Genomic DNA, 22,177 nt, shown 5'->3' on the forward strand with positions numbered 1-22,177 from the left:
CCGGCGTCAGGGCCGCGGCGCCTCCATCGCTCTTGGCCGGTGCCCTCGCGCTGGGCGACGACGCGCTGGTGCTGTCCCACCGGCTGGGGGAGTGGGCCGGCCACGCCCCGGTGCTGGAGGAGGAGGTCGCCCTCGCCAACATCGCGCTGGACCTGCTCGGCCAGGCCCGCGTGCTCCTCTCCCTCGTCGGCGACGAGGACGACCTCGCCTATCTCCGCGAAGAACGCGCCTTCCGTAACGCCCAGTTGGTCGAGCAGGAGAACGGCGACTTCGCCCGCACGATCGCCCGTCAGCTCTACTTCTCCGTCTATCAACGCCTGCTCTACGAGCGGCTGGCCGCCGGGCGGAGCGAGTTCCAGGCCCTGGCCGCGAAGGCGGTCAAGGAGGTCGCCTACCACCAGGACCACGCCGAGCAGTGGACCCTGCGCCTCGGCGACGGCACCGAGGAGAGCCACCGGCGGATGCGTGAAGGCCTCGACGGGCTCTGGAAGTTCACCGGTGAGCTCCTCCAGCCCGTGGAAGGCGTCGACGTCGACTGGCAGGCGCTCGGCGACGACTGGCTCGCCACCGTCACGGACGTGGTGGAGCGGGCCACCCTCCCGCTCCCCACCGGGCCGCGGAGCGGGGCGTGGACGGCGGGGGCCGGCCGTCAGGGAGTGCACACCGAGCCCTTCGGACGGATGATCGCCGAGATGCAGCACCTCCGTCGCAGCCACCCGGGGGCGTCATGGTGACCACCACCCCCCTGGAGGAGGAACTGCGCCGGATCGCCGGAGCCGTACCGGACCCCGAGCTGCCGGTGGTGACTCTCGAAGAACTCGGCGTTCTGCGCGGAGTGCGGGTGGAGGGACCCGGCCGTGTCGTCGTCACCCTCACTCCGACCTACACCGGCTGCCCCGCCGTGGAGACCATGGCCCACGACATCGAAGAGGCCCTCCGGGACCACGGGACGACCGAGGTCTCGGTGGTCACCGCGCTGGCACCGCCGTGGTCCACCGACGACATCACCGCGGAGGGCCGCCGCAAGCTCGCCGCGTCCGGCATCGCGCCCCCGCGCCCCGTACGGGCTCCGGACGGGGCGGTGCCGCTCGCCCTCGCCGTGCGCTGCCCGCACTGCGGCTCGACCCGCACCGAGCTGCTCAGCAGGTTCTCCTCCACCGCCTGCAAGGCGCTGCGCCGATGCGCCGACTGCCGTGAACCCTTCGACCACTTCAAGGAGTTGTAGATGTTCCACCCGCTCCGGGTCCGCGCCGTCGAACGCATCACGGACGACGCGGTGGCCGTGACGTTCGACGTCCCGCCCGAACTGCGGGAGACCTTCCGCCACGTCCCCGGCCAGCACCTCAACGTCCGTTACGAAGCGGGCGGCGAGGAGATTCGGCGTTCCTACTCGCTCTGCTCCCCCGCCGTGGCCCCACCTGACCCGCCCGTACTGCGGGTCGGCATCCGGCTGGTGGACGGCGGCACCTTCTCGACGTACGCGCTCAAGGAACTCGCGGTCGGCGATCAGGTGGAGGCGATGGCGCCGACCGGGCGCTTCACCCTGGAGCCCCGGCCCGGGCTCTTCGCGGCGGTGGTCGGCGGCAGCGGCATCACCCCGGTCCTGTCGATCGCCACGACCCTGCTCGCGCGCGAACCTCTGGCCCGGTTCTGCCTCGTACGCGGTGACCGGACGGTGGCGTCGACGATGTTCCTCGACGAGGTGGCGGACCTCAAGGACCGTTACCCGGACCGCTTCCACCTCGTCACCGCGCTTTCCCGGGAGGAGCAGGCGGGGGGGCTGCCCACGGGGCGGCTCGACCAGCAGCGGCTGACCACGCTGCTACCCGCACTGCTTCCGGTGCCGGACGTGGCCGGCTGGTTCCTCTGCGGGCCGTACGGACTGGTCCGGGGAGCCCAAGGGGCCCTGCGCGCGCTCGACGTCGACCGCGGCCGCATCCACCAGGAGATCTTCCACGTGGAGGACGCGACGCCCCCGGCTGCCGGGACCACGGCCTCGAGCGCGGGGGCCGCCGAGGGTGTGGACGGGGCCGGGGTCACGGTCCCCGCGGAGGCCACACTGACGGCGACCCTGCACGGCCGATCGGGCAGCTGGCCGGTGGAGAGCGGCGACTCACTCCTGGAGACGGTGCTCCGGCGGCGTACGGACGCGCCCTACGCCTGCAAGGGCGGTGTCTGCGGCACCTGTCGTGCCTTCCTGGTCCGGGGCGAGGTACGGATGGACCGGAACTACGCCCTGGAGCCGGAGGAGACCGGGGCCGGTTTCGTCCTGGCCTGCCAGTCGCACCCGCTCACCCCCGAAGTGACCATCGACTTCGACCGCTGACCAGCGGGACCGGTCGGAGGTCAGCGGTCGGCTGTCAGCGGTCGGCTGTCAGCGGTCGGCGGTCGGCCCTCCGGGCGCCTCAGAGGACGAAGGGCGAAGCGCCGTTCTCCGCGACCATCGGACGGCCCGCACCATCCCAGGCGAGCATGCCGCCGTCGATGTTCACCGCGTCGATGCCCTGCTGGACGAGGTACTGCGTCACCTGCGCGGAACGCCCGCCGACGCGGCACATCACGTGCACCCGGCGGCCGTCCTCGGCAGCCTCGGTGAGCTCGCCGAAGCGGCCGACGAAGTCGCTCATCGGGATGTGCAGGGCGCTCTCGACATGACCTGCCGCCCACTCGTCGTTCTCACGGACGTCGAGCACGAAGCCGTCCGACGGCACCGCAGCGACGTCCACCGAGGGCAGCGGGGCGAAATTCATGGGTCATGCCTTCTCTCGTACATACGGGACACCGTCTGTCGAAACGCTACTGCACCAGCTCCGCGAGCTCCGCTTCCCGCCGGGACACCTCGCCCAGCAGTTGGTCGGCGATGTCCACCAGCAGCTGGTCCGGGTCGTCCGGCGCCATCCGCAGCATCGACCCGATCGCGCTCTGTTCCAGCTCCTGCGCCAGCACCGTCAGCAACTCCTTGCGCCGACTGAGCCACTCCAGCCGGGCGTAGAGCTCCTCGCTCTCACTGAGCAGTACCGGCGGGCGCACCGGGTCCGCGGCCCACTCGGCGGCGAGTTCCTGGAGCAGGGGCACGTCACCGCGCCCGTACGCCGCGTTGACCCGGGCGATGAACTCGTCCCGCCGCTGCCGGTCGGTCTCGTCCTGCGCCAGATCGGGGTGGGCCTTGCGGGCCAGCTCACGGTAGAGCTTGCGGGCCTCGTCGCTGGGACGTACCCGCTTCGGCGGCCGGACCGACTGCTCGGTGAGCATGGCGACGGCCTCGGGGTAGAGCCCCTCCGAGTCCATCCAGCCGTGGAACAGCTCGTCCACCCCCGGCATCGGCATGACGGCGGCACGTGCCTCCCGTGCCTTGCGGGCGTCCTCCGGGTCGCCGCTCCTGGCTGCGGTGGCCTCCGCGATCAGGGCGTCCAGCTCGTCGAGGCGGGCGTACATCGGGCCGAGCTTCTGGTGGTGCAGCCGCGAGAAGTTGTCCACCTCGACCCGGAAGGTCTCCACCGCGATCTCGAACTCGATCAGTGCCTGCTCGGCCGCCTGCACGGCCCGGGCGAGCCGCGCCTCCGGCCGTGCGGCGGCGCCGTCAGCGCCGGACACCCCCTCCTCAGCGGCAGGCGCAGCGCCCTCGGCGGACGGAGCCCCCGTAGGCGGCGCGGCACCCTCCACGGCGGGCTCGGCGTCCTGCGGCCGGTCACCGCCCGCACTCTCCCGAACCGGGAGCCCACTCGGGAGCTGGTCGGGGCTCTGCCGGTCATCGTCGTTCCGGGTGGCATCCACCCCGGCGGCTTCGTCGGTCACCCGTCCAGCGTATGGCCCCGGTGGGCACGCCGAGGACCCGGCGGGGTCGGCCGCCGGTGCTCACACCCCCAGCTCGGCGGCTGTCCGTCCGGACTTGATGGCCTTGAGCAGTTCGGCGTGGTCCGCCTCCGTACGGTCCGCGTACGTCACGGCGAAGTCGGCCACCGCCTCCTCCAACTCGTCGTTCTTCCCGCAGTACGCGGCGAGGAGACGCGGATCGGCACTGTGCGCGTGGGCCCGCGCGAGCAGGGCACCGGTCATCCGCGCGTAGTCGTCCACCTCGGCCGGGGCCAGGGTCGCCGGGTCGACGCTGCCCTTGCGGTTCCTGAACTGCCGGACCTGGTAGGGCCGACCCCCGACCTCGGCCCAGCCCAGCAGATGGTCGCTGACGACCTGCATCCGCTTCTGCCCGAGCACCACCCGGCGGCCCTCGTGCTCCACCACGGGAACGTCGAACCCCACGGCGGGCAGGTGGGGAGTCAGCGCGGACGGCCGGGCCTCCTTCACCTGGAGCACCAGCGGCTCCCTCCGGTGGTCGAGCAGCAGCACCACGTACGAACGGGTCCCCACGCTGCCCGTCCCCACCACCCGGAACGCCACGTCGTGGATGGCGTGGCGGGCGAGCAGCGGTACCCGGTCCTCCGGGAGCGTCTCCAGATAGCCGCCCAGACCCGCCGCGACGGCCGCCGCCTCCGTGTCCGGCACCCGGCGCAGCACCGGCCGGGCCTCCACGAACCGGCGCCCGCCGTCCTCCGACTCCTCGGTCGACCTGGCGGCGAACCGGGCGCTCGTGTTCTTCCGGGCCTTCTCCGAGACCCGCTCCAGCGTCCCGAGGAGATCCCGCGCATCCGCGTGCGAGACCAGAGCCTCGTCCGCGATGGCGTTCCAGGCGTCGAGCGCGGGCAGCCGGGCGAGCAGCCTCATCGTCCGCCGGTAGGCACCCACCGCGTCGTACGCACCCTTGCGGCAGGTGTCCTCGTCGGCGCCGGCCACCCGGCCGGCGAGCACGAAGGAGGCCGCCAGCCGTTTGAGGTCCCACTCCCAGGGGCCGAAGACCGTTTCGTCGAAGTCGTTGAGGTCGATGACGAGATTCCCCCGCGCATCCCCGTACAGACCGAAGTTGGCGGCGTGCGCGTCGCCGCAGAGCTGCGCCCCCACACCGGTGACGGGCGTCCCGGTGAGGTCGTGCGCCATGAGCCCCGCCGATCCGCGCAGGAACGCGAAGGGGTTGGCCGCCATCCGCCCCACGCGTATCGGAGTCAGACCGGGCACCCGCCCCTTGTTCGACTCCTCGACCGCCCGCACCGCGTCCGGCCGCCCCGCCGGAAGGACCAGCGACGCGTGGGAGGCTCGCGGCACCCGTTCGCGCAACGCCCGGCCCGCCGCCTTGCGCGAGGACTCCTCGGACCGCCGCGCGAACCCCGCGACCGCCGGAATGCGCGCCCCGGGCATGCCGGGCACCGGAATTCCCGGAGCAGGAACCCCACGACCCGGAATCTCCGCCACCAGGCCGCCCACAGCCGACGCTTCGCCCAGAGCCACGCCGTCCACGGATACCGGAACATCCGTCACGGCCGCGCCCAGCAGCCCTCGTACATCGATCCCCGCATCGGTCCCACTCACGGAAAACCGCCTCCCCCGCCCACCAGCGGTCCTGTTCGTCCTCAATGGGCCATGACCGTACCGCCGTTCGCCCCGGCCCGTCGGTCCCTGTGGACAACTACCGCCCCACCCTGTGGACAAGTCGCTGAACAGGCCAAAGAGCGAGTAAAACCGTGACGAGGCCGGTGAAGTCCCGGGAGGCATCCCCACGGCGGACGGCGTTGGTTGAACCGCGGGCTCAGACGCCCACGGTCTCCTCCAGCTCCTCCTCCGTCTCCTCGCGCTCCGCCGCCGTCTCCCCTTCCCCGGCGGGACTGCCGCTCCCGGCAGCAGCGGCAGACGCGCTCGGCGCCACCGACGACCCGGAGAGGGCTCCGGCCACGGCCGCACGGCGCCGCCGCGCCTCCGCCGCCCCCGCGATGCCCATGACCACGATCCCGGCCACCAGCCAGAGCGCCAGCACCAGCACGTCGCGCCCGAGACCGTGGCCACCGAAGTAGACGTGGCTGCGCACCCCTTCGACGAAGCCCGCCCCGTTCCAGAAGGAGTGCAGCGCCCCGAAGAAACCGGGCTGGAGTTCGGGCCGGAAGATGCCGCCCGAGCTGGTGAAGTTGAGCATCACGAACAGGACCATCACCCCCAGCGTCGTCCACCGCTTGAGGAAGGTGTGCAGCCCGACACCGACCAGGAGGATGCCCGCCGAGTAGAGCCACGCCATCGCCCAGAGCCCGCCGAAACCGTGGTCCACCAAGCCGAACACCGGCCCGGCGAACGCCACCCCGATCAGGCTCACCACCAACGAGGCGCCGGCCACCAGCGCGGCCCGCAGCCGCAGCGGCAACACTCCGCCCGCGCCGCCCACGACCGCGACGGAGGCGTACGAACCGATGCTGACGGCGACGAGCAGGAAGAAGATGCCCTGCCCGGTCGGGTCGCCGGCAGCCGTGGGAGCGACGTCCGTGACCTTCAGGGGAGCACCCTGGTCGGCGGCCACCTCGGTGAAGACCTTCTGGACCACCGTGGCGGTGGTGTCCGAGGAGGCCGAGGCCACCATGAGTTCGGGGCTGGTTCCCGGCAGGAAGGCGCCGTAGCTGTCCTGGGTCCGCAGGTGCTCCGTCGCGGCCGTCCGGTCCGCGACCGTACGTACGTCGAGCGCACCGTCCCCCTTGTCCTGGAGAGTCTGCGCCAGCACCTGGGCGCTGACGCCCGACCCCACGACGTCGACGCGGAGGTCGTGCGGCTCCGGGGCGTGGAAGGCGCCCAGGTAGGCGAGTCCCATGCCGACGCACATCAGCAGTGGTGTGACCAGGTGGGTCAGTACATGCCGCAGCGCTGCGACGTCGGCACGGCCGGAGGGACCTCCGGCGGTGGTCGGTCCTGTGGACATCGGCACCATCCTCTATGGTTGCGTTTTACAACTTCTACTTCAGTTGTATCGTACAACTTGTTGCATCGAGCACCGGACCTCGTGCGACGGCGGCGCGGAGGAACGCGCGGAGAGGCGGACCCCGTGACGGACGACACCAAGACGGACGGCAACGTGCCGGACACCACCGAGCCGGACACCGAGGGGGACACCACCGGGGCGTTCGCCCCCGGCGGGCGCGAGGAATCCTTCGACATCATCCAGCGCGAGCTGACCGCCTTCTCGCGGCGGGCCCGAGCCACGGCCGCCCGGCTCCATCCCGAACTGACCCTGGTCTCCCAAGCCCTGCTCTCGTACATCCACGAGCGACAGGGCTGCCGGGCCACCGACCTCGCGGCCCACTACATGCTGGACAAGTCGACGGTCAGCCGACAGATCACCGGCCTGGAGAAACTCGGGCTGATCGAGCGCCACCCGGACCCCGAGGACCAGCGCATCCAGGTGCTGCACCCCACCGGAGCCGGACTCAAGGCGCTGGTCTCGACCCGGGCCAGTCGCCGGGCGGCGTACCAGGAACGTCTCGCCGAGTGGACCACCGAGGATCTCGCCGCCTTCGCCCGGTACTTGCTGCGCTACAACGCCGCGAGCGGATCCGGGTCCTAAGGCTTCAGGCAGACCATCAGCCGAGCGTCACCGTTTCACGTGAAACAGGGCACACTCACCGACACTTCCCGACCGGACCGAAGACACGGCGCAGGCACAGCCACGGACAGAACGAAGAACCCCCGCCCCGGATCTCTCCGGTGCGGGGGTTCTGTCGAACCAACCCAGTAGATGTTTCCAGCTACTCGTTGTGCGCGAGGGGGGATTTGAACCCCCACGTCCCGAAGGACACTGGCACCTGAAGCCAGCGCGTCTGCCGTTCCGCCACTCGCGCAAAGTGGTGTCCAGTTCCTCTCACCGTTTCGGTGCTTCTCCCTGGCGACAACGGAAGATTAGCACGCTGAGCGGGGAGGATTCACATCCGTTGTTTCGAGGAGAGCGGAGCGGGAAACGGGAACGCGGAACCATCTCCCCACTCCTGCCGAGAGCACCTCGTGTGCGGGACACTGTCACATGGGCACCTCTACGATCCGTGTGAGAGGGGACACTCATCCACCGTGCAGACAAGGGGAACCAGCCGTTTTCCCCGGGCGTGGATACGATCAGTAAGCAGTACAGGGACGATGACACCGGAGGAGGTGCCCCATGGGAGTCATGAAGCGTTTCGAGCAGCGTCTCGAAGGTCTGGTCAACGGCACCTTCGCCAAGGTCTTCAAGTCCGAGGTCCAGCCGGTCGAGATCGCGGGTGCGCTCCAGCGCGAGTGCGACAACAACGCGACGATCTGGAACCGCGAGCGGACGGTCGTCCCCAACGACTTCATCGTCGAGCTGAGCGCGCCCGACTACGAGCGGCTCAGCCCGTACTCCGGCCAGCTCGGCGACGAACTGTCCGGGCTTGTACGGGACTACGCGAAGCAGCAGCGCTACACCTTCATGGGATCGATCAAGGTCCACCTGGAGAAGGCGGAGGACCTGGACACGGGCCTCTACCGCGTACGCAGCCGCACCCTCGCGTCGAGTACCTCGCAGCAGGACCCCGCCGATCCGCAGGGCAGGCCCGACCAGCCCCACGGCGGGCGTCCGGATGCCTACGGCACCCAGCGCCCGGCGCCGGGCCAGCAGGCCCCCGGCGGCTACGGCTACCCGCCGGCCGCGGCTCCTCCGATGCCCGCCGCCCCGCCACCGGGCGGCGGACGGGCGGCCGGCCCCTCGAACGACCGGCGCCGCCCTCCCGTGCCTTCCGGCCCTCTGCCGGAGACGCAGGTCAGGCGCTGGATCGAGATCAACGGCACCCGCCATCAGATCTCCCGCCCGACGCTGGTGCTGGGACGCAGCACCGAAGCCGACGTGCGGATCGACGACCCCGGCGTATCGCGCCGGCACTGTGAGATCCGGACCGGAACGCCCTCGACGATCCAGGATCTCGGGTCCACCAACGGCATCGTGGTGGACGGGCAGCACACCACCCGCGCTACGCTCCGCGACGGCTCGCGGATCGTCGTGGGCAGTACCACCATCGTTTACCGGCAAGCCGAAGGGTGAAGCGGGGGCAATGTCAGAGCTGACCCTGACGGTCATGCGGCTAGGTTTCCTGGCCGTTCTGTGGCTGTTCGTGATCGTGGCCGTACAGGTCATCCGCAGCGATCTGTTCGGAACGCGCGTCACCCAGCGCGGCTCACGCCGCACGGGGAGCGAAACGCGTCCGCAGCAGACCCGCCAACAAGCGGCCGCACCACCGCAACAACGCCAGCAGCCGGCGCGTCAGCGCCGCGGCGCACCGACCAAACTGGTCGTCTCCGAAGGCTCCCTCACGGGCACCACGGTCGCGCTCCAGGGCCAGACCATCACGCTGGGCCGGGCCCACGATTCAACGATCGTGCTGGACGACGACTACGCGTCCAGTCGGCATGCCAGGATCTACCCCGACCGGGACGGCCAGTGGATCGTCGAGGATCTCGGGTCCACCAACGGCACGTATCTCGACCGGACCCGACTCACCACCCCGACGCCCGTTCCGCTGGGTGCGCCGATCCGTATCGGCAAGACCGTCATCGAGCTGCGGAAGTAGTACGACAATGAGCGAGCGGAGCGAGCGAGCCGCGGCGGTCCTGACCGAGGACGCGGACCGGCTCCCGACCGGAGGGTGGGCAGTGTGGCTCGACAGGACCGGCTGTACCCCGAACCGACGGGCGAGGTGCGCATGAGTCTCTCCTTGCGTTTCGCCGCCGGATCGCACAAGGGCATGATCCGGGAGGGGAACGAGGACTCCGGCTACGCCGGGCCCCGTCTCCTCGCGATCGCCGACGGCATGGGCGGCCAGGCCGCCGGTGAGGTCGCCAGCTCCGAGGTGATTTCCACACTCGTCCAGCTCGACGACGACGTGCCCGGCTCGGACATCCTCACCTCGCTCGGCACCGCCGTGCAGCGGGCCAACGACCAGCTCCGCGTCATGGTCGAGGAGGACCCCCAGCTGGAGGGCATGGGCACCACGCTCACCGCCCTGCTCTGGACGGGCCAGCGCCTCGGCCTGGTGCACGTCGGCGACTCCCGCGCGTACCTGCTGCGCGACGGGCTCCTCACCCAGATCACCCAGGACCACACCTGGGTCCAGCGTCTGGTGGACGAGGGCCGGATCACCGAGGAGGAGGCCACCACCCACCCGCAGCGCTCCCTGCTGATGCGGGCCCTGGGCAGTGGCGACCACGTGGAACCCGACCTCTCCATCCGCGAGGTCCGGGCCGGCGACCGCTACCTGATCTGCTCCGACGGCCTCTCCGGCGTCGTCTCGCACCAGACGATGGAAGAGACGCTCGCCAGCTACCAGGGGCCCCAGGAGACCATCCAGGAGCTCATCCAGCTCGCCCTGCGCGGCGGCGGACCGGACAACATCACCTGCATCGTCGCCGACGTCCTGGACGTCGACAGCAACGACACCCTGGCCGGCCACCTCAGCGACACCCCGGTGATCGTGGGCGCGGTCGCGGAGAACCAGGCGCAGCTCAGCGACGGCGGGGCCATGCAGACCCCGGCCGGACGCGCGGCGGGCCTCGGACGTTCCGTCCCGCCCCCCGCCGGTGGCTTCGGCCCTCCCGGCAGCGGCTCGGACACCGGTTACGGCGAGGGCCCGCACGGCGCCTTCGACTCGTACACCGAGGACGACTTCGTCAAGCCCGGCGGGCGCAGATGGCTCAAGCGGTCGTTGTACGCCGTGCTCGCCCTGGCGATCGTCGGCGGCGGTGTGTACGGCGGCTACCGCTGGACCCAGACCCAGTACTACGTGGGTGCGCAGAACGACAACGTCGCCCTGTTCCGGGGCATCAGCCAGGACCTCGGCTGGATCTCCCTCTCGAAGGTCGAGAAGGACCACCCGGAGATCGAACTCAAGTACCTGCCGCCGTACCAGCGCAAGCAGGTCGAGGAGACGATCGCCGAAGGCAACCTCGCCGACGCCCGACAGAAGGTCGACCAACTGTCGACCCAGGCCACCGCCTGCAAGAAGGACGCTCAGCGCCGAGCGGCCGAGAAGCAGGCCGCGGAGAGCACCGCTTCCGCCGACAAGACCTCCGGTACGGCCTCCGACAAGGAGACCGACAAGGAGACGAAGCCGACCGCAGCGACCCCCACTCCCGGCCCCAGCCTCTCGGAGGAAGAGCAGAAGCTGGTCCCGCAGTGCGGTAAGCAGTAAGGCCGTAGGGGGCCCACAGCACCATGAGCGTTGTCACCAACACGACCACCATCGGCGCGATCGACGCACCGAGCCGCCGCAACACCGAACTGATGCTGATGGTCTTCGCCGTCGCCATCTCGGTGTTCGCGTACGCCAACGTCGGTCTCGCCATCGACGGCAAGCTGCCGTCCGGCATGCTCGGCTACGGCGCCGGGCTCGTACTGCTCGGCGGCGTCGCCCACCTCGTGGTGCGCAAGTTCGCGCCGTACGCCGATCCGCTGCTGCTGCCGCTGGCCACCCTGCTCAACGGCTTGGGGCTGGTACTGATCTGGCGCCTCGACCAGTCGCAGCGGCTGATCCAGGACGCGAAGATCCGGGGGTACACCTACACCCCGGACGCGCCCAAGCAGCTGCTGTACTCGGCGATCGGGGTCGCCTTCTTCGTCGCCGTGCTGATGGTCCTCAAGGACCACCGCGTCCTCCAGCGCTACACGTACATCTCCATGGTCGTGGCCCTGATCCTGCTGATCACGCCGATCTTCTTTCCCGAGGTCAACGGCGCGAAGATCTGGATCAGCCTGGGTCCGTTCTCCATCCAGCCCGGAGAGTTCGCGAAGATCTTCATCGCGATCTTCTTCTCCGGCTATCTCATGGTGAAGCGCGACGCACTCGCTCTGGCGAGCCGGCGCTTCATGGGGATGTACCTGCCCCGCGGTCGTGACCTCGGCCCGATCCTGGCCATCTGGGCGCTGTCGATCCTCATTCTGGTCTTCGAGACTGACCTCGGTACCTCGCTGCTCTTCTTCGGCCTCTTCATCGTCATGCTCTACGTCGCGACCGAGCGGACCAGCTGGATCGTCTTCGGTCTGCTGATGTCGGGGGCGGGCGCGGTCGGTGTCGCGACCTTCGAGCCGCACGTCCAGCAGCGGGTGGACGCGTGGCTGGACCCCTTCAAGGGATTCGGCCAGGGCGGTACCGGCGCGAGCGAGCAGATCGCCCAGTCCCTGATGTCGTTCGGCTCCGGCGGCACCCTCGGTACCGGACTCGGCCAGGGCCACTCGGACCTGATCATGTTCGCGGCCAACGCCGACTTCATCCTCTCCACCGTCGGCGAGGAGCTCGGCCTGGCCGGGATGATGGCTGTCCTGCTGGTCTACGGCCTGATCGTCGAACGCGGTATCCGTACGGCGCTCGCCGCCCGGGACCCGTTCGGCAAGCTCCTGGCGGTCGGCCTCTCCGGCGCCTTCGCCATCCAGGTCTTCGTCGTCGCCGGCGGTGTGATGGGCCTGATCCCGCTCAGCGGTATGACGATGCCGTTCCTGGCGTACGGCGGTTCGTCCGTACTCGCCAACTGGGCGCTGATCGCCATCCTCATCCGGATCAGCGACACCGCGCGCCGTCCGGCCCCCGCCCCCGCCCCCTCGCCCGACGCCGAGATGACCCAGGTGGTCCGCCCGTGAACAAGCCCCTGCGCCGGATCGCGATCTTCTGCGGGGTCCTCATCCTGGCCCTGCTCGTCCGTACGAACTACCTGCAGTACGTCCGCGCCGACGATCTGAACTCGCGCAAGGAGAACCGCCGGGTCCGGATCGAGCGGTACGCCCACGAGCGCGGCGACATCATCGTCGACGGCAAGGCCATCACCGGCTCCGTCGAGACGGACGGCAGCGACTTCAAGTACAAGCGAGTCTGGAAGAACGGGCCCATGTGGGCCCCCGTCACCGGGTACTCCTCGCAGGCCTTCGACTCCACGCAGCTGGAGAACCTCGAGGACGGCATCCTCACCGGCAACGACGACCAGCTCTTCTTCAACCGCACCCTGTCGATGTTCACCGGCGACGAGAAGAAGGGCGGCAACGTCGTCACCACCCTGAACGGTGCCGCGCAGAAGGCCGCCTTCCAGGGACTCGGCAACCTGAAGGGCGCGGCCGTCGCGCTCGACCCGCAGACCGGCGCCATCCTGGCCCTGGCCAGTACGCCGTCCTACGACCCCTCGGCCTTCGCCGGCAACTCCGAGAAGGACTCCGAGGCCCGCGCGAAGCTCCTCGCGGACAAGGACAAGCCCATGCTCAACCGGGCGCTGCGGGAGACCTACCCGCCGGGTTCGACGTTCAAGGTCGTCACCGCTTCCGCCGCCCTGGAGGACGGTCTCTACGACTCCATCGACGAGCCGACCAAGTCCCCGCTTCCCTGGGAGCTGCCGGGAACCTCGCTCCCCCTCAAGAACGAGGGCACCATCCCCTGCGAGAACGCCACGCTCCGTGAGGCGCTGCGCTACTCCTGCAACAGCGTCTTCGGCAAGGTGAGCGCCGACCTCGGCAACAAGAAGATGATCGAGGAAGCCGACAAGTTCGGTTTCAACAAGGAGATCTTCACCCCGGTCCGCGCCGACAAGAGCGTCTTCCCCGAGGACGTCCCGTCGCAGAGCGCCATGGCGGGGATCGGTCAGGCGTCCAACCGTGCCACCCCGCTCCAGATGGCCATGGTGGCCTCCGCCGTCGCCAACGACGGCAAGCTCATGGAGCCGTACATGGTCGCGGCCCGCCAGGCACCGAACACGGACACCATCTACACGGCCGAGCCGAAGCAGATGAGCCAGCCCCTCTCGGCCGCCAACGCCCAGAAGGTCCAGCAGATGATGGAGACCGTCGTCGAGAAGGGCACGGGAACCAACGCCAAGATCGAGGGCGTCACCGTCGGCGGCAAGACCGGTACCGCCCAGCACGGTCTGAACAACAGCGAGAAGCCGTACGCCTGGTTCATCTCGTACGCGAAGACCGACAAGGGCTCCCCGGTCGCCGTCGCGGTCGTGGTCGAGGACGGCAAGGCCAACCGCGACGACATCTCCGGTGGTGGTCTGGCCGCCCCGATCGCGAGGGCCATCATGAAGGCGGTCATCGACAGCAAGTAGCAGGGCCCCGACGCCTGACCGCCAAACCGGACATCGGGATACCGGTCGGATATCGGCTGACGGGTGCGGGCCGAACGCGTCGCGCGTGCCCGGTAGCGTATGCGCGAACAGCGCACCGCCGGACCACACACGGGTGCGGTCGGGACTGACGGAGAGGGCTGGAACAGTGATGGAAGAGCCGCGTCGCCTCGGCGGCCGGTACGAGCTGGGCTCGGTGCTCGGCCGTGGTGGCATGGCCGAGGTCTACCTCGCGCACGACACCCGGCTCGGCCGCACCGTAGCCGTGAAGACGCTCCGGGTCGATCTGGCCCGCGATCCGTCCTTCCAGGCCCGGTTCCGCCGTGAGGCCCAGTCTGCCGCCTCCCTCAACCACCCCGCGATCGTCGCCGTCTACGACACCGGCGAGGACTACGTGGACGGGGTCTCGATCCCGTACATCGTGATGGAGTACGTCGACGGCTCCACGCTCCGGGAGCTCCTGCACTCCGGCCGCAGACTGCTGCCCGAGCGCACCCTGGAGATGACGGTCGGCATCCTCCAGGCGCTGGAGTACTCGCACCGCGCCCAGATCGTGCACCGCGACATCAAGCCGGCCAACGTCATGCTGACGCGCACCGGCCAGGTCAAGGTCATGGACTTCGGCATCGCCCGTGCGATGGGTGACTCCGGCATGACGATGACGCAGACCGCCGCTGTCATCGGCACCGCCCAGTACCTCTCCCCGGAGCAGGCCAAGGGCGAGCAGGTCGACGCCCGCTCCGACCTGTACTCCACCGGCTGCCTGCTGTACGAACTGCTCGCGGTCCGGCCGCCCTTCATCGGGGACTCGCCCGTCGCGGTGGCCTACCAGCACGTCCGCGAGGAACCGCAGCCGCCGAGCAACTTCGACCCCGAGATCACGCCCGAGATGGACGCGATCGTGCTGAAGGCGCTCACCAAGGACCCCGACTACCGCTACCAGTCCGCCGACGAGATGCGCGCCGACATCGAGGCCTGCCTCGACGGCCGCCCCGTCGCCGCGGCCGTCGCCATGGGCGCGGCCGGTTACGGGGGCTACGGCGGTTACGACGGTGGCTACGGCGGCGACCAGCCCACCACCGCCCTGCGCGCCACGGACAACGCCGGCGCCCCGCAGACGTCGATGATGCCGCCGCTCAACCCCGACGACGGCGGCTACGGCCACGACGACCGCCCCGGCCGGCGGCGTCAGCAGAAGAAGAACAACACCTCGACGATCCTCCTCGTGGTGGCGGGCGTGCTCGTGCTGATCGGAGCCATCCTGATCGGCCGCGCCGTCTTCAGCGAGAAGGAGGACCCCGGCACGGTCCCGGTGCCGAACCTGGTCGGCACCACCGTCGCGCAGGCCCAGCGGCTCGCGGACAACTCCACCCTGACCCTCAAGGTCGGCGAGGAGGAGGCGTGCGAGGACCAGGAGAAGGGCAAGATCTGCTCCCAGGATCCGGACGGCGGTGAGCTGAAGAAGAACGACACCGTCACCGTCCACGTCTCCTCCGGTGCGCCCAAGGTCGAGGTCCCGGACGTCACCGAGAAGTCCAAGGACAGCGCCCGCAAGAAGCTCGAGGAGAAGGGCTTCACCGTCAAGGTGGAGAGCCAGGAATCCGACGCGACTCCGGGCACGGTCATCAAGCAGAGCCCGGACGGCGGCTCCGAGGCCGAGAAGGAGTCCGAGGTGACGATCACCGTCGCCGAGGAGAAGCTCATCTCCATGCCGGACGTGTCCACGTCGGGCCGCACCTTCGCACAGGCACAGGCCCAGCTGTCCGCCCTCGGGTTCTCCAACATCTCGCAGGCAGAGACCGACTCGACGGCCCCGGCGGGCACGGTGGTCGAGCAGACCCCGGCGGCCAACACCCAGCAGGCCAAGGACGTCCAGATCGTGCTGAAGGTCTCCAAGGGACCGCCGCAGCCCGAGAAGGTGGCCGTTCCCGAGCTGAAGGGCCAGACGCTCGGCAGCGCCAAGAACCTGCTCGCCCAGGCCGGACTGCAGCTCGGCAGCGTGGACGGCTCGTCCGACGACAACGCCATGGTGATCAACACCGACCCGGGCACCGGCGCCCAGGTCGACAAGAACAGCGCGGTCAACGTGAAGACGCTCGGCGGCGGCGGAGAGGGCCTCATCGGCAACATGGGGCACTGACCCCCGCCCGCCCGTGCAGGGGCCCGAACCACCTGAAGTGGTCCGGGCCCCTGCGTATGTTCTACGGGTGATGCACCGGAATCACGGTGACTCCGCGGCGCATGCGAAGCGGCTCGCGGTCGGTGCGGCTCGCGGTCGGTGCGGCTCGCGGTCAGCGCAGCTCGGCCGGGGGTGTCCGGTCCTCGTCGACCTTCTCCGTACGCTCCAGCTCGCCCCAGACGATGTACCGGTACTTCGAGGTGTAGACGGGCGTACAGGTCGTCAGGGTGATGTAGTGGCCGGGCTTGGTCACGCCCGCCTCTTTCGGCACCTGCTGGAGCACGTCCACGTTGTACTTCGTGGTCTCCGGGAGGGTCTTGAAGACCTTGTAGACGTACCAGGTGTCCTGGGTCTCGAAGACGATCGCGTCACCGTCGTGCAGCTTGTCGATGTTGTGGAACTTCGCGCCGTGACCGTCCCGGTGGGCGGCGAGCGTGAAGTTCCCCGGGTCGTCCGACGGCAGTGCGGCCGGCACCGGATCGGTGTAGTAGCCGGCGACGCCGTCGTTGAGGACGGAGGTGTCGGTGCCCTTCTTGACCAGCACCTCGCCGTTCTTCATGGCCGGCACGTGCAGGAAGCCGATGCCGCCCCCGGTGTTCAGCTCACCCGGTCCGGTGGCACCTCTCCAGCCGTCGCGGACGGCGTGGCTCTGCTTGTCGGCCTCGTGGTCGGCCACCACGTTGGTCCACCACAGGGAGTACGCGACGAAGAGGCCGAGCACCAGCCCCGCGGTGATGAGGAGTTCGCCGAAGATACTGACGGCCGCCGCGACCGGATGCCGCACGGTCCCCTCCGTCGCGGGAGGGGGCGCGGGTCCGTCGGCCCGCGCTTCGTACTCGGTCCTCGTCGCCACCGCAACCGTCCCTTGTCGTGGGGTTGTTCGTCGTCGGGACCGTTCCGCCCGCGAGCGCACTGCCGTCAGTCCAGGAGAGCGTCGGGCTTGCCCTTGCTCCGCGGCCGCTCGTCGACCATCTTGCCCCAGACGATCAGACGGTAGGTACTGGTGAACTCCGGCGTACACGTCGTCAGAGTGATGTACCGGCCGGGCGCGGTGAACCCGGATCCGGGAGGCACCGGGCTGATCACCGACACGTTGGACGGCGAGGTCTGCGCGAGGGTCTTCGTCATCTCGTACGTGTAGTAAGCGTCCTGGGTCTCGACCACGACCTTGTCGCCCGGGGTCAGCTTGTTGACGTAACGGAACGGCTCACCATGGGTGTTGCGGTGACCGGCCAGCGCGAAGTTGCCCCGGTCGTCCGAGGGCATCGCGGTCTTCAGCGCTCCCTCGCCGTAGTGGCCGACCATGCCCCGGTCGAGCACCTTCTCCTTGCTGGTGCCCTCCGCGATGGGCGCGACGACGTCGAGTTTCGGGATGTGGATGATCGCGAAACCCTGGCCGGGCGCGAAGGTCCCGGGGTCCCGCTCCCCGGCCGCCCACTGGTCCTGGATCTTGTGGGTCTCCTGACCCGCGATCCGGTCCGCCCGGATGTTGGTCCACCAGAGCTGGTAGCCGACGAAGAGCAGCATCAGCACGCCGAGCGATATGAAGAGTTCACCGACGACCCGGCTGACGACCACGGCCGGACTGTCCTTGGCCGCGCGGGCCGCCCTGCGGGCCTCCACCCGCGACATCGGCTTCGCCGGCTCCCTGCCCCCCGGTCCCCCGGCCGGGCCGTTCCCGCCGGACGGGGCCGGCTGCTGGGGCGCCCTGCGGCGCCCGTCCGCCTTGGCCGCCCGCCGCCGCTCCGCCCGGCCGCCCGGCACCGGTACGTCCCGGGGAACGCCCTCCGCACGGTCGGGGACCACCCTCCGCAGGGCGACGGTCTCGTCGTGCGGCGGGAGTTGGCCCTCGGTATCCCCCGGTACGTCCAGCGGTGGCACGACGGTGGTCGCCGCCTCGTCCGGGAACCCGCCGGAGCCCGACGCCGTGGGGCCGGTCGGCCGGGCGGGACCGGACACGGCGGACGGCTGCTCCTGTCCGTACCAGTCGCGGCGGTAGCCCTCCGGGTCGTACCACTCGCCGGGCTCACCGGGGTGCGGGAGACCCTCCTGCGGCCCGTACGGGGCCTGTTGGGGGTTCGGGTGCGGATGGGGGCGGACGGGCTGCGGCGGGGGCTGTGGCCGCCCCGTACGGGCGCGCAGGGAACTCTCCACCACCACGCCCTCCACCACGCGTCCCCCGGCGGGAGGGCGTTCGGCGTGAAGTCGCTCGCCCTGCGGCCGGCTTCCGGACCGGGAGCGCTCGGGCGGCGGACCGCCCGGCGCGCTCTGGGCCGGGCCGTCCCCGGCGTGGCGGCCCCGGGGCGGGGCGTAGCCGCCCGGCAACGGGTCGTTCAACGGGTCCGCCAGCCGGCCCACCGCGTCCTCGAACGAACCGTCCGTCCCGCGTCCGGGCGGGTACTCCTGCCCGGCGTCCTGCTCGGGACGGAGTGCGGTCACGCGACGGCCTTGCCCACCACCGGCGTGAGCCCCGCCGATCTGTCGACCGCGCCAGGGTCGCCGCACCGGACGAGCCAGTTGGCCAGCATCAGGTGGCCGTGCTCGGTGAGCACCGACTCGGGGTGGAACTGCACTCCCTCGACCGGCAGCTCGCGGTGGCGCAGTCCCATGACGATGCCGTCGGCCGTGCGCGCCGTGACCTCCAGCTCGGCCGGGAACGCGGAGGGTTCGGCGGCCAGCGAGTGGTAGCGGGTGGCGGTGAAGGGGGACGGCAGACCCGCGAAGACGCCCTGCCCGTCGTGGGACACCGGCGAGGTCTTGCCGTGCAGCAGCTCCGGCGCCCGGTTCACGACCCCGCCGTACGCCACGGCCATCGCCTGCATGCCGAGGCAGACGCCGAAGACCGGAACGCCCGTCGACGCGCAGTGGCGCACCATGTCGATGCAGACACCGGCCTGTTCGGGAGCGCCGGGGCCGGGCGAAAGCAGGACGCCGTCGAAACCGTCCTGGGCGTGGGCGGTGGTGACCTCGTCGTTGCGGACCACCTCGCACTCCGCGCCGAGCTGGTAGAGGTACTGCACGAGGTTGAAGACGAAGCTGTCGTAGTTGTCCACGACCAGAATGCGTGCGCTCACTGCCCTGCCTCCGCTCCGGCGCTCTGGCCGTCCACCGTCACGTCGCCGAACGGGAGCAGCGGCTCCGCCCAGGGGAAGACGTACTGGAAGAGTGCGTAGACGACTGCCAGGACGAGCACGAGCGCGATGATTCCCCGCACCAGCGCGTTGCCCGGCAGATGGCGCCAGATCCAGCCGTACATGCTGCCCCTCCATTCGGTTCGGGACCAGACTAAAGGTCGGGGGCCCGGACGTGGGGCAGCTGTGGAAAGCCACAGGGGGCCGGCGGAGGGACGGCCTCCGTCATGCCCGGGAGCCGCCGTTACGCGGCGGGCTGCGCGTAGTGGAGATCGATCGTGCCGGAGTACGCCGGCAGGGTCGTGCGGCTGTTCTCGTCGAGCTCCCAGCCGAGCCCGTAGGCCTTCACGTACAGCTGGTAGTTCTGCAGCGCCGTGGAGGCGTCGAGCGCCTTGCGGAGCTTGCCGGGATCACCCACGGCGGTGACCTTGTACGGGGGCGAGTAGACACGGCCCTGGAGGATCAGGGTGTTGCCCACGCAGCGGACGGCACTGGTGGAGATGAGCCGTTGGTCCATGACCTGGATGCCCTCTGCGCCGCCGTCCCAGAGCGCGTTGACGACGGCCTGCAGGTCCTGCTGGTGGATCACCAGGTCGTTGGGCTGGGGCTCCGGGTAACCGGGGTTCGCGGTGGCGTCGGGCGGGGCGTCGTCGAGCGTCACGCTGACCGACTTGCCGGTGATCGCCGTGGTACCCGCCGACTTCTCCAGCATTCTGCGCCGGGCGTCCTCGGCCTCGGTGCTGCCGTCGTCGCGCTGGGCGAGCGCGTCGATCCGCGCGCGCACGGCCGCGTTGGAGTCGGTCAGCAATCCGTTCTTGTCGCTCCGCTCACCGATGAGGTCGGAGAGCTTGAGCAGGGAGGAGTCGCTGCGGATGTTGGTGCCCTTGGCCGTGTTGGCACTCGTCACGAAGATCAGACCGGCGAGCGCGAAGACGGCAGCGGTGAGCAGCCGGACCGGCCGCTTCGAGGTGCGTCGGGCCGCCTCTTCGGGAGAATCCGCGAGATTGCTCAACGTACCCTTATCTCATCAGGCGCCATGGAAGCACTACGCTAACGGACGCCCGGGGGAGGCAGCTTCCCCCCAGCGCCCTCGGGCGCGAGCCAAAGATCACTGCGCGGTCACGCAGCGCATCGACAGGAGCGTTCCTCGTGCCGAAGTCACGTATCCGCAAGAAGGCCGGCTTCACGCCCATCGCGGCGAACCAGGCGACCACCATCAAGCTGGGCAATCGCGGGTGGATCGCTCCGGTGATGCTGGGGCTCTTCCTCATCGGTCTCGCCTGGATCGTCCTGTTCTACGTGACCGACGGCTCGCTCCCCATCGAGGCGCTCCACAACTGGAACATCGTGGTCGGCTTCGGGCTCATCGGCGGCGGCTTCGCCGTCTCCACGCAGTGGAAGTAGTCCGCTGACCCGGCTGCCCCCCTGCTCCTGCCGCCCCGCCCGACCCTGAAGGCCGCACCACCCGGGATCACCGGTGGCGGAACCCGTGCGCCCGCGGTGTCCGACCGGCCTTCCGGGTGGCCGCGCCCGCCCACGGGCCCCGACCGCAAACCCCGGCCGGCAGCTCTGCCCGCAAGCCCTGCCCTGAAGTTACCCACAGAGTTATCCACAGGCAGGGGAAAAGGTCAGACGATCTGTGGATAACCAAGGTCGAAGTTGACGCCGGTGTGACTACAGCCTCCCTCATCGAGGGAGGCTGTAGGGCCTTTCCGGACCAGAAATACCCTGTTCAGCGACAGCACGAACAGGCGTGCCCACTCTGTGCTGCCTCACAGTCCCGCTCTGTGGATAACCTCGCCCCAGGAGTGGACAGAATGTGTCAGGTCAGCGCCGCAGTGCGAGCAAGAACGATCACAACCGACACCACCAACACCAGCGCACAGGCCCCGAACTGCACCAGGTTCCGCCGCGCGCGGGGTGCGTGCACCAGGGCGACGGCGATGAGCGTGCCGGCGACCAGGCCACCCAGATGGGCCTGCCATGCGACGCCGGGCCGCAGGCTGAAGAGCACGTTCAGCGCCAGGATGACGAGGGCCGGCCGCAGGTCGTAGTTCATCCGCCGCATGAGCACGACGGTGGCGCCCAAAAGACCGAAGACGGCCCCCGACGCTCCCAGGGACCCCTGGTTCTGCGCGCTCATCCAGTAGGTGACCGCGCTGCCCGCCAGCCCCGACAGCAGGTAGAGCGCCAGAAAGCGGAGCCGACCGAGCGCTGCCTCCAGAGGCCCGCCCAGCCACCACAGCCCCAGCAAGTTGAAGGCGATGTGCAGCAGCTCCTCGTGGAGGAAGACCGAGGTGAGCAGGCGGTACCACTGGCCCTCGGCGACACCCGTCAAGCCGCCGGGGAACGGCTGGGGGTCCCAGGCACGGCCCACCAGCATCAGGTCCTCGACCAGCCACGACCTGCCGGTCAGCCACACAGCGGCGAAGACCGCCACATTGATCGCGAGCAGGATCTTCGTGACCAGCCGGGGATCGGCCGCCACCGCGCCTCCGGTGAGCGTACGAGGCCGCGCGGCGGCCGGGTGGTGGCCCGTACCCGCTCCGCTCCGGACGCACTCCGGGCAGTGGAAACCCACGGAGGCACTGATCATGCACTCGGTGCAGATGGGCCGCTCGCACCGGGTGCAGCGGATTCCGGTCCTGCGGTCCGGATGGCGGTAGCAGTACCGCGTCGCCCCGTCCCCTTCGGACGGGTCGCGGTCTGCTGGCGGCTGCTGATCCATCGGCCTCGACCTCTCGGTCCGTCGCTGCCAGTCCTGTCACTGCCAGTCCTGGTCCGTTATGTAACCGTACGGACCAACACCCCCGATGGTTCCCCGCGCGGAGAACATCGCGGGACGGACGGACGAACGGGCGGACGGGCGGGCGGGCGGTCGGACCGGCGGCGCGGCTCCGCGGCT

At 70.0% G+C, this 22,177-nt stretch carries 21 protein-coding genes and 1 tRNA gene; 11 read left to right on the forward strand and 11 right to left on the reverse strand.

Annotated elements, in window-relative coordinates; translation table 11 throughout:
• Nucleotides 1-32 precede the first annotated feature (32 nt).
• Genes paaC through ACFYPN_RS19170 form a run of 3 tightly spaced genes read left to right on the forward strand, consistent with a single transcriptional unit; the run spans nt 33 to nt 2,326 of the window.
• Nucleotides 33-734 carry a 1,2-phenylacetyl-CoA epoxidase subunit PaaC gene (gene paaC / locus ACFYPN_RS19160; RefSeq protein WP_358761710.1) on the forward strand — a complete coding sequence of 234 codons (702 nt, stop codon included), beginning with the start codon at nt 33-35 and terminating at the stop codon, nt 732-734.
• Nucleotides 728-1,225, forward strand: coding sequence for a 1,2-phenylacetyl-CoA epoxidase subunit PaaD (paaD, locus tag ACFYPN_RS19165; RefSeq protein ID WP_389299566.1), 498 nt, complete (start codon nt 728-730; stop codon nt 1,223-1,225). The genes paaC and paaD overlap by 7 nt, the downstream gene beginning before the upstream one ends.
• On the forward strand, nt 1,226-2,326 hold the full coding sequence (locus ACFYPN_RS19170; protein WP_389299568.1) for a 2Fe-2S iron-sulfur cluster-binding protein: 1,101 nt from the start codon (nt 1,226-1,228) through the stop codon (nt 2,324-2,326).
• Between the two features lie 79 nt (nt 2,327-2,405).
• On the opposite strand, the gene ACFYPN_RS19175 is transcribed toward ACFYPN_RS19170, so the two are convergent.
• From ACFYPN_RS19175 to ACFYPN_RS19190, 4 genes are all read right to left on the reverse strand, one after another.
• Nucleotides 2,406-2,750, reverse strand: a complete 345-nt coding sequence (locus tag ACFYPN_RS19175; RefSeq protein ID WP_358761624.1) for a rhodanese-like domain-containing protein — start codon at nt 2,748-2,750, stop codon at nt 2,406-2,408.
• A gap of 46 nt (nt 2,751-2,796) precedes the next feature.
• Nucleotides 2,797-3,795: a hypothetical protein gene (locus ACFYPN_RS19180; protein ID WP_389299571.1), complete on the reverse strand. Its 999-nt coding sequence runs from the start codon at nt 3,793-3,795 to the stop codon at nt 2,797-2,799.
• A 60-nt stretch (nt 3,796-3,855) separates the two neighbouring features.
• Nucleotides 3,856-5,247: a DUF2252 domain-containing protein gene (locus tag ACFYPN_RS19185; RefSeq protein WP_389299851.1), complete on the reverse strand. Its 1,392-nt coding sequence runs from the start codon at nt 5,245-5,247 to the stop codon at nt 3,856-3,858.
• A gap of 388 nt (nt 5,248-5,635) precedes the next feature.
• Nucleotides 5,636-6,784 carry a hypothetical protein gene (locus ACFYPN_RS19190; RefSeq protein ID WP_389299573.1) on the reverse strand — a complete coding sequence of 383 codons (1,149 nt, stop codon included), beginning with the start codon at nt 6,782-6,784 and terminating at the stop codon, nt 5,636-5,638.
• Nucleotides 6,785-6,937: 153 nt separating this feature from the next.
• Between ACFYPN_RS19190 and ACFYPN_RS19195 the strand changes: the two genes are divergently transcribed.
• Entirely contained in the window at nt 6,938-7,426 is a 489-nt protein-coding gene (locus ACFYPN_RS19195) for a MarR family winged helix-turn-helix transcriptional regulator (RefSeq protein ID WP_389299854.1), read from the forward strand.
• 191 nt (nt 7,427-7,617) lie between these two features.
• Here ACFYPN_RS19195 and ACFYPN_RS19200 read toward each other — a convergent pair.
• Nucleotides 7,618-7,700, reverse strand: a tRNA-Leu gene (locus ACFYPN_RS19200).
• 311 nt (nt 7,701-8,011) lie between these two features.
• On the opposite strand from ACFYPN_RS19200, the gene ACFYPN_RS19205 reads away from it, so the two are divergent.
• From ACFYPN_RS19205 to pknB, 6 genes are all read left to right on the forward strand, one after another.
• Nucleotides 8,012-8,908 carry a DUF3662 and FHA domain-containing protein gene (locus tag ACFYPN_RS19205; RefSeq protein ID WP_358761629.1) on the forward strand — a complete coding sequence of 299 codons (897 nt, stop codon included), beginning with the start codon at nt 8,012-8,014 and terminating at the stop codon, nt 8,906-8,908.
• A 10-nt stretch (nt 8,909-8,918) separates the two neighbouring features.
• Nucleotides 8,919-9,434 carry an FHA domain-containing protein gene (locus ACFYPN_RS19210; RefSeq protein ID WP_358761631.1) on the forward strand — a complete coding sequence of 172 codons (516 nt, stop codon included), beginning with the start codon at nt 8,919-8,921 and terminating at the stop codon, nt 9,432-9,434.
• Nucleotides 9,435-9,566: 132 nt separating this feature from the next.
• A complete protein-coding gene (locus ACFYPN_RS19215) occupies nt 9,567-11,051 on the forward strand; it encodes a Stp1/IreP family PP2C-type Ser/Thr phosphatase (protein ID WP_358761633.1) in 1,485 nt (494 codons plus the stop codon).
• 23 nt (nt 11,052-11,074) lie between these two features.
• Nucleotides 11,075-12,493, forward strand: a complete 1,419-nt coding sequence (locus ACFYPN_RS19220) for an FtsW/RodA/SpoVE family cell cycle protein (RefSeq protein ID WP_358761635.1) — start codon at nt 11,075-11,077, stop codon at nt 12,491-12,493.
• Nucleotides 12,490-13,944 carry a penicillin-binding transpeptidase domain-containing protein gene (locus tag ACFYPN_RS19225; protein WP_358761637.1) on the forward strand — a complete coding sequence of 485 codons (1,455 nt, stop codon included), beginning with the start codon at nt 12,490-12,492 and terminating at the stop codon, nt 13,942-13,944. Before ACFYPN_RS19220 ends, ACFYPN_RS19225 begins: the two co-directional genes overlap by 4 nt.
• Nucleotides 13,945-14,113: 169 nt before the next feature.
• On the forward strand, nt 14,114-16,102 hold the full coding sequence (gene pknB, locus ACFYPN_RS19230) for a Stk1 family PASTA domain-containing Ser/Thr kinase (RefSeq protein WP_358761639.1): 1,989 nt from the start codon (nt 14,114-14,116) through the stop codon (nt 16,100-16,102).
• Nucleotides 16,103-16,253: 151 nt separating this feature from the next.
• Here the strand turns inward: pknB and ACFYPN_RS19235 are convergent, their stop codons facing one another.
• The 5 genes from ACFYPN_RS19235 to ACFYPN_RS19255 form a co-directional block, all read right to left on the reverse strand.
• The gene (locus ACFYPN_RS19235; protein ID WP_358761641.1) at nt 16,254-16,994 is read right to left on the reverse strand and encodes a class E sortase; all 741 of its coding nucleotides are present in this window, start codon (nt 16,992-16,994) and stop codon (nt 16,254-16,256) included.
• Nucleotides 16,995-17,059: 65 nt separating this feature from the next.
• Nucleotides 17,060-18,580, reverse strand: coding sequence for a class E sortase (locus ACFYPN_RS19240; RefSeq protein ID WP_389299579.1), 1,521 nt, complete (start codon nt 18,578-18,580; stop codon nt 17,060-17,062).
• Complete coding sequence (locus ACFYPN_RS19245; protein ID WP_358761644.1) at nt 18,577-19,215, reverse strand: aminodeoxychorismate/anthranilate synthase component II; 639 nt, start codon at nt 19,213-19,215, stop codon at nt 18,577-18,579. The genes ACFYPN_RS19240 and ACFYPN_RS19245 overlap by 4 nt, the downstream gene beginning before the upstream one ends.
• A complete protein-coding gene (locus ACFYPN_RS19250; RefSeq protein WP_358761646.1) occupies nt 19,212-19,397 on the reverse strand; it encodes a hypothetical protein in 186 nt (61 codons plus the stop codon). The genes ACFYPN_RS19245 and ACFYPN_RS19250 overlap by 4 nt, the downstream gene beginning before the upstream one ends.
• A 119-nt stretch (nt 19,398-19,516) precedes the next feature.
• Nucleotides 19,517-20,284, reverse strand: coding sequence for a DUF881 domain-containing protein (locus ACFYPN_RS19255; protein WP_358761648.1), 768 nt, complete (start codon nt 20,282-20,284; stop codon nt 19,517-19,519).
• Between the two features lie 137 nt (nt 20,285-20,421).
• Here ACFYPN_RS19255 and crgA point away from each other — a divergent pair, with 137 nt between their 5' ends.
• Nucleotides 20,422-20,676 carry a cell division protein CrgA gene (gene crgA, locus ACFYPN_RS19260; protein WP_328720551.1) on the forward strand — a complete coding sequence of 85 codons (255 nt, stop codon included), beginning with the start codon at nt 20,422-20,424 and terminating at the stop codon, nt 20,674-20,676.
• A 418-nt stretch (nt 20,677-21,094) separates the two neighbouring features.
• Here the strand turns inward: crgA and ACFYPN_RS19265 are convergent, their stop codons facing one another.
• Nucleotides 21,095-22,000, reverse strand: a complete 906-nt coding sequence (locus ACFYPN_RS19265) for a rhomboid family intramembrane serine protease (RefSeq protein WP_389299583.1) — start codon at nt 21,998-22,000, stop codon at nt 21,095-21,097.
• Nucleotides 22,001-22,177 lie beyond the last annotated feature (177 nt).

The sequence above is a fragment of the Streptomyces sp. NPDC005576 genome, from assembly GCF_042871745.1.
In the GTDB taxonomy this organism is placed as follows: Bacteria; Actinomycetota; Actinomycetes; order Streptomycetales; family Streptomycetaceae; genus Streptomyces.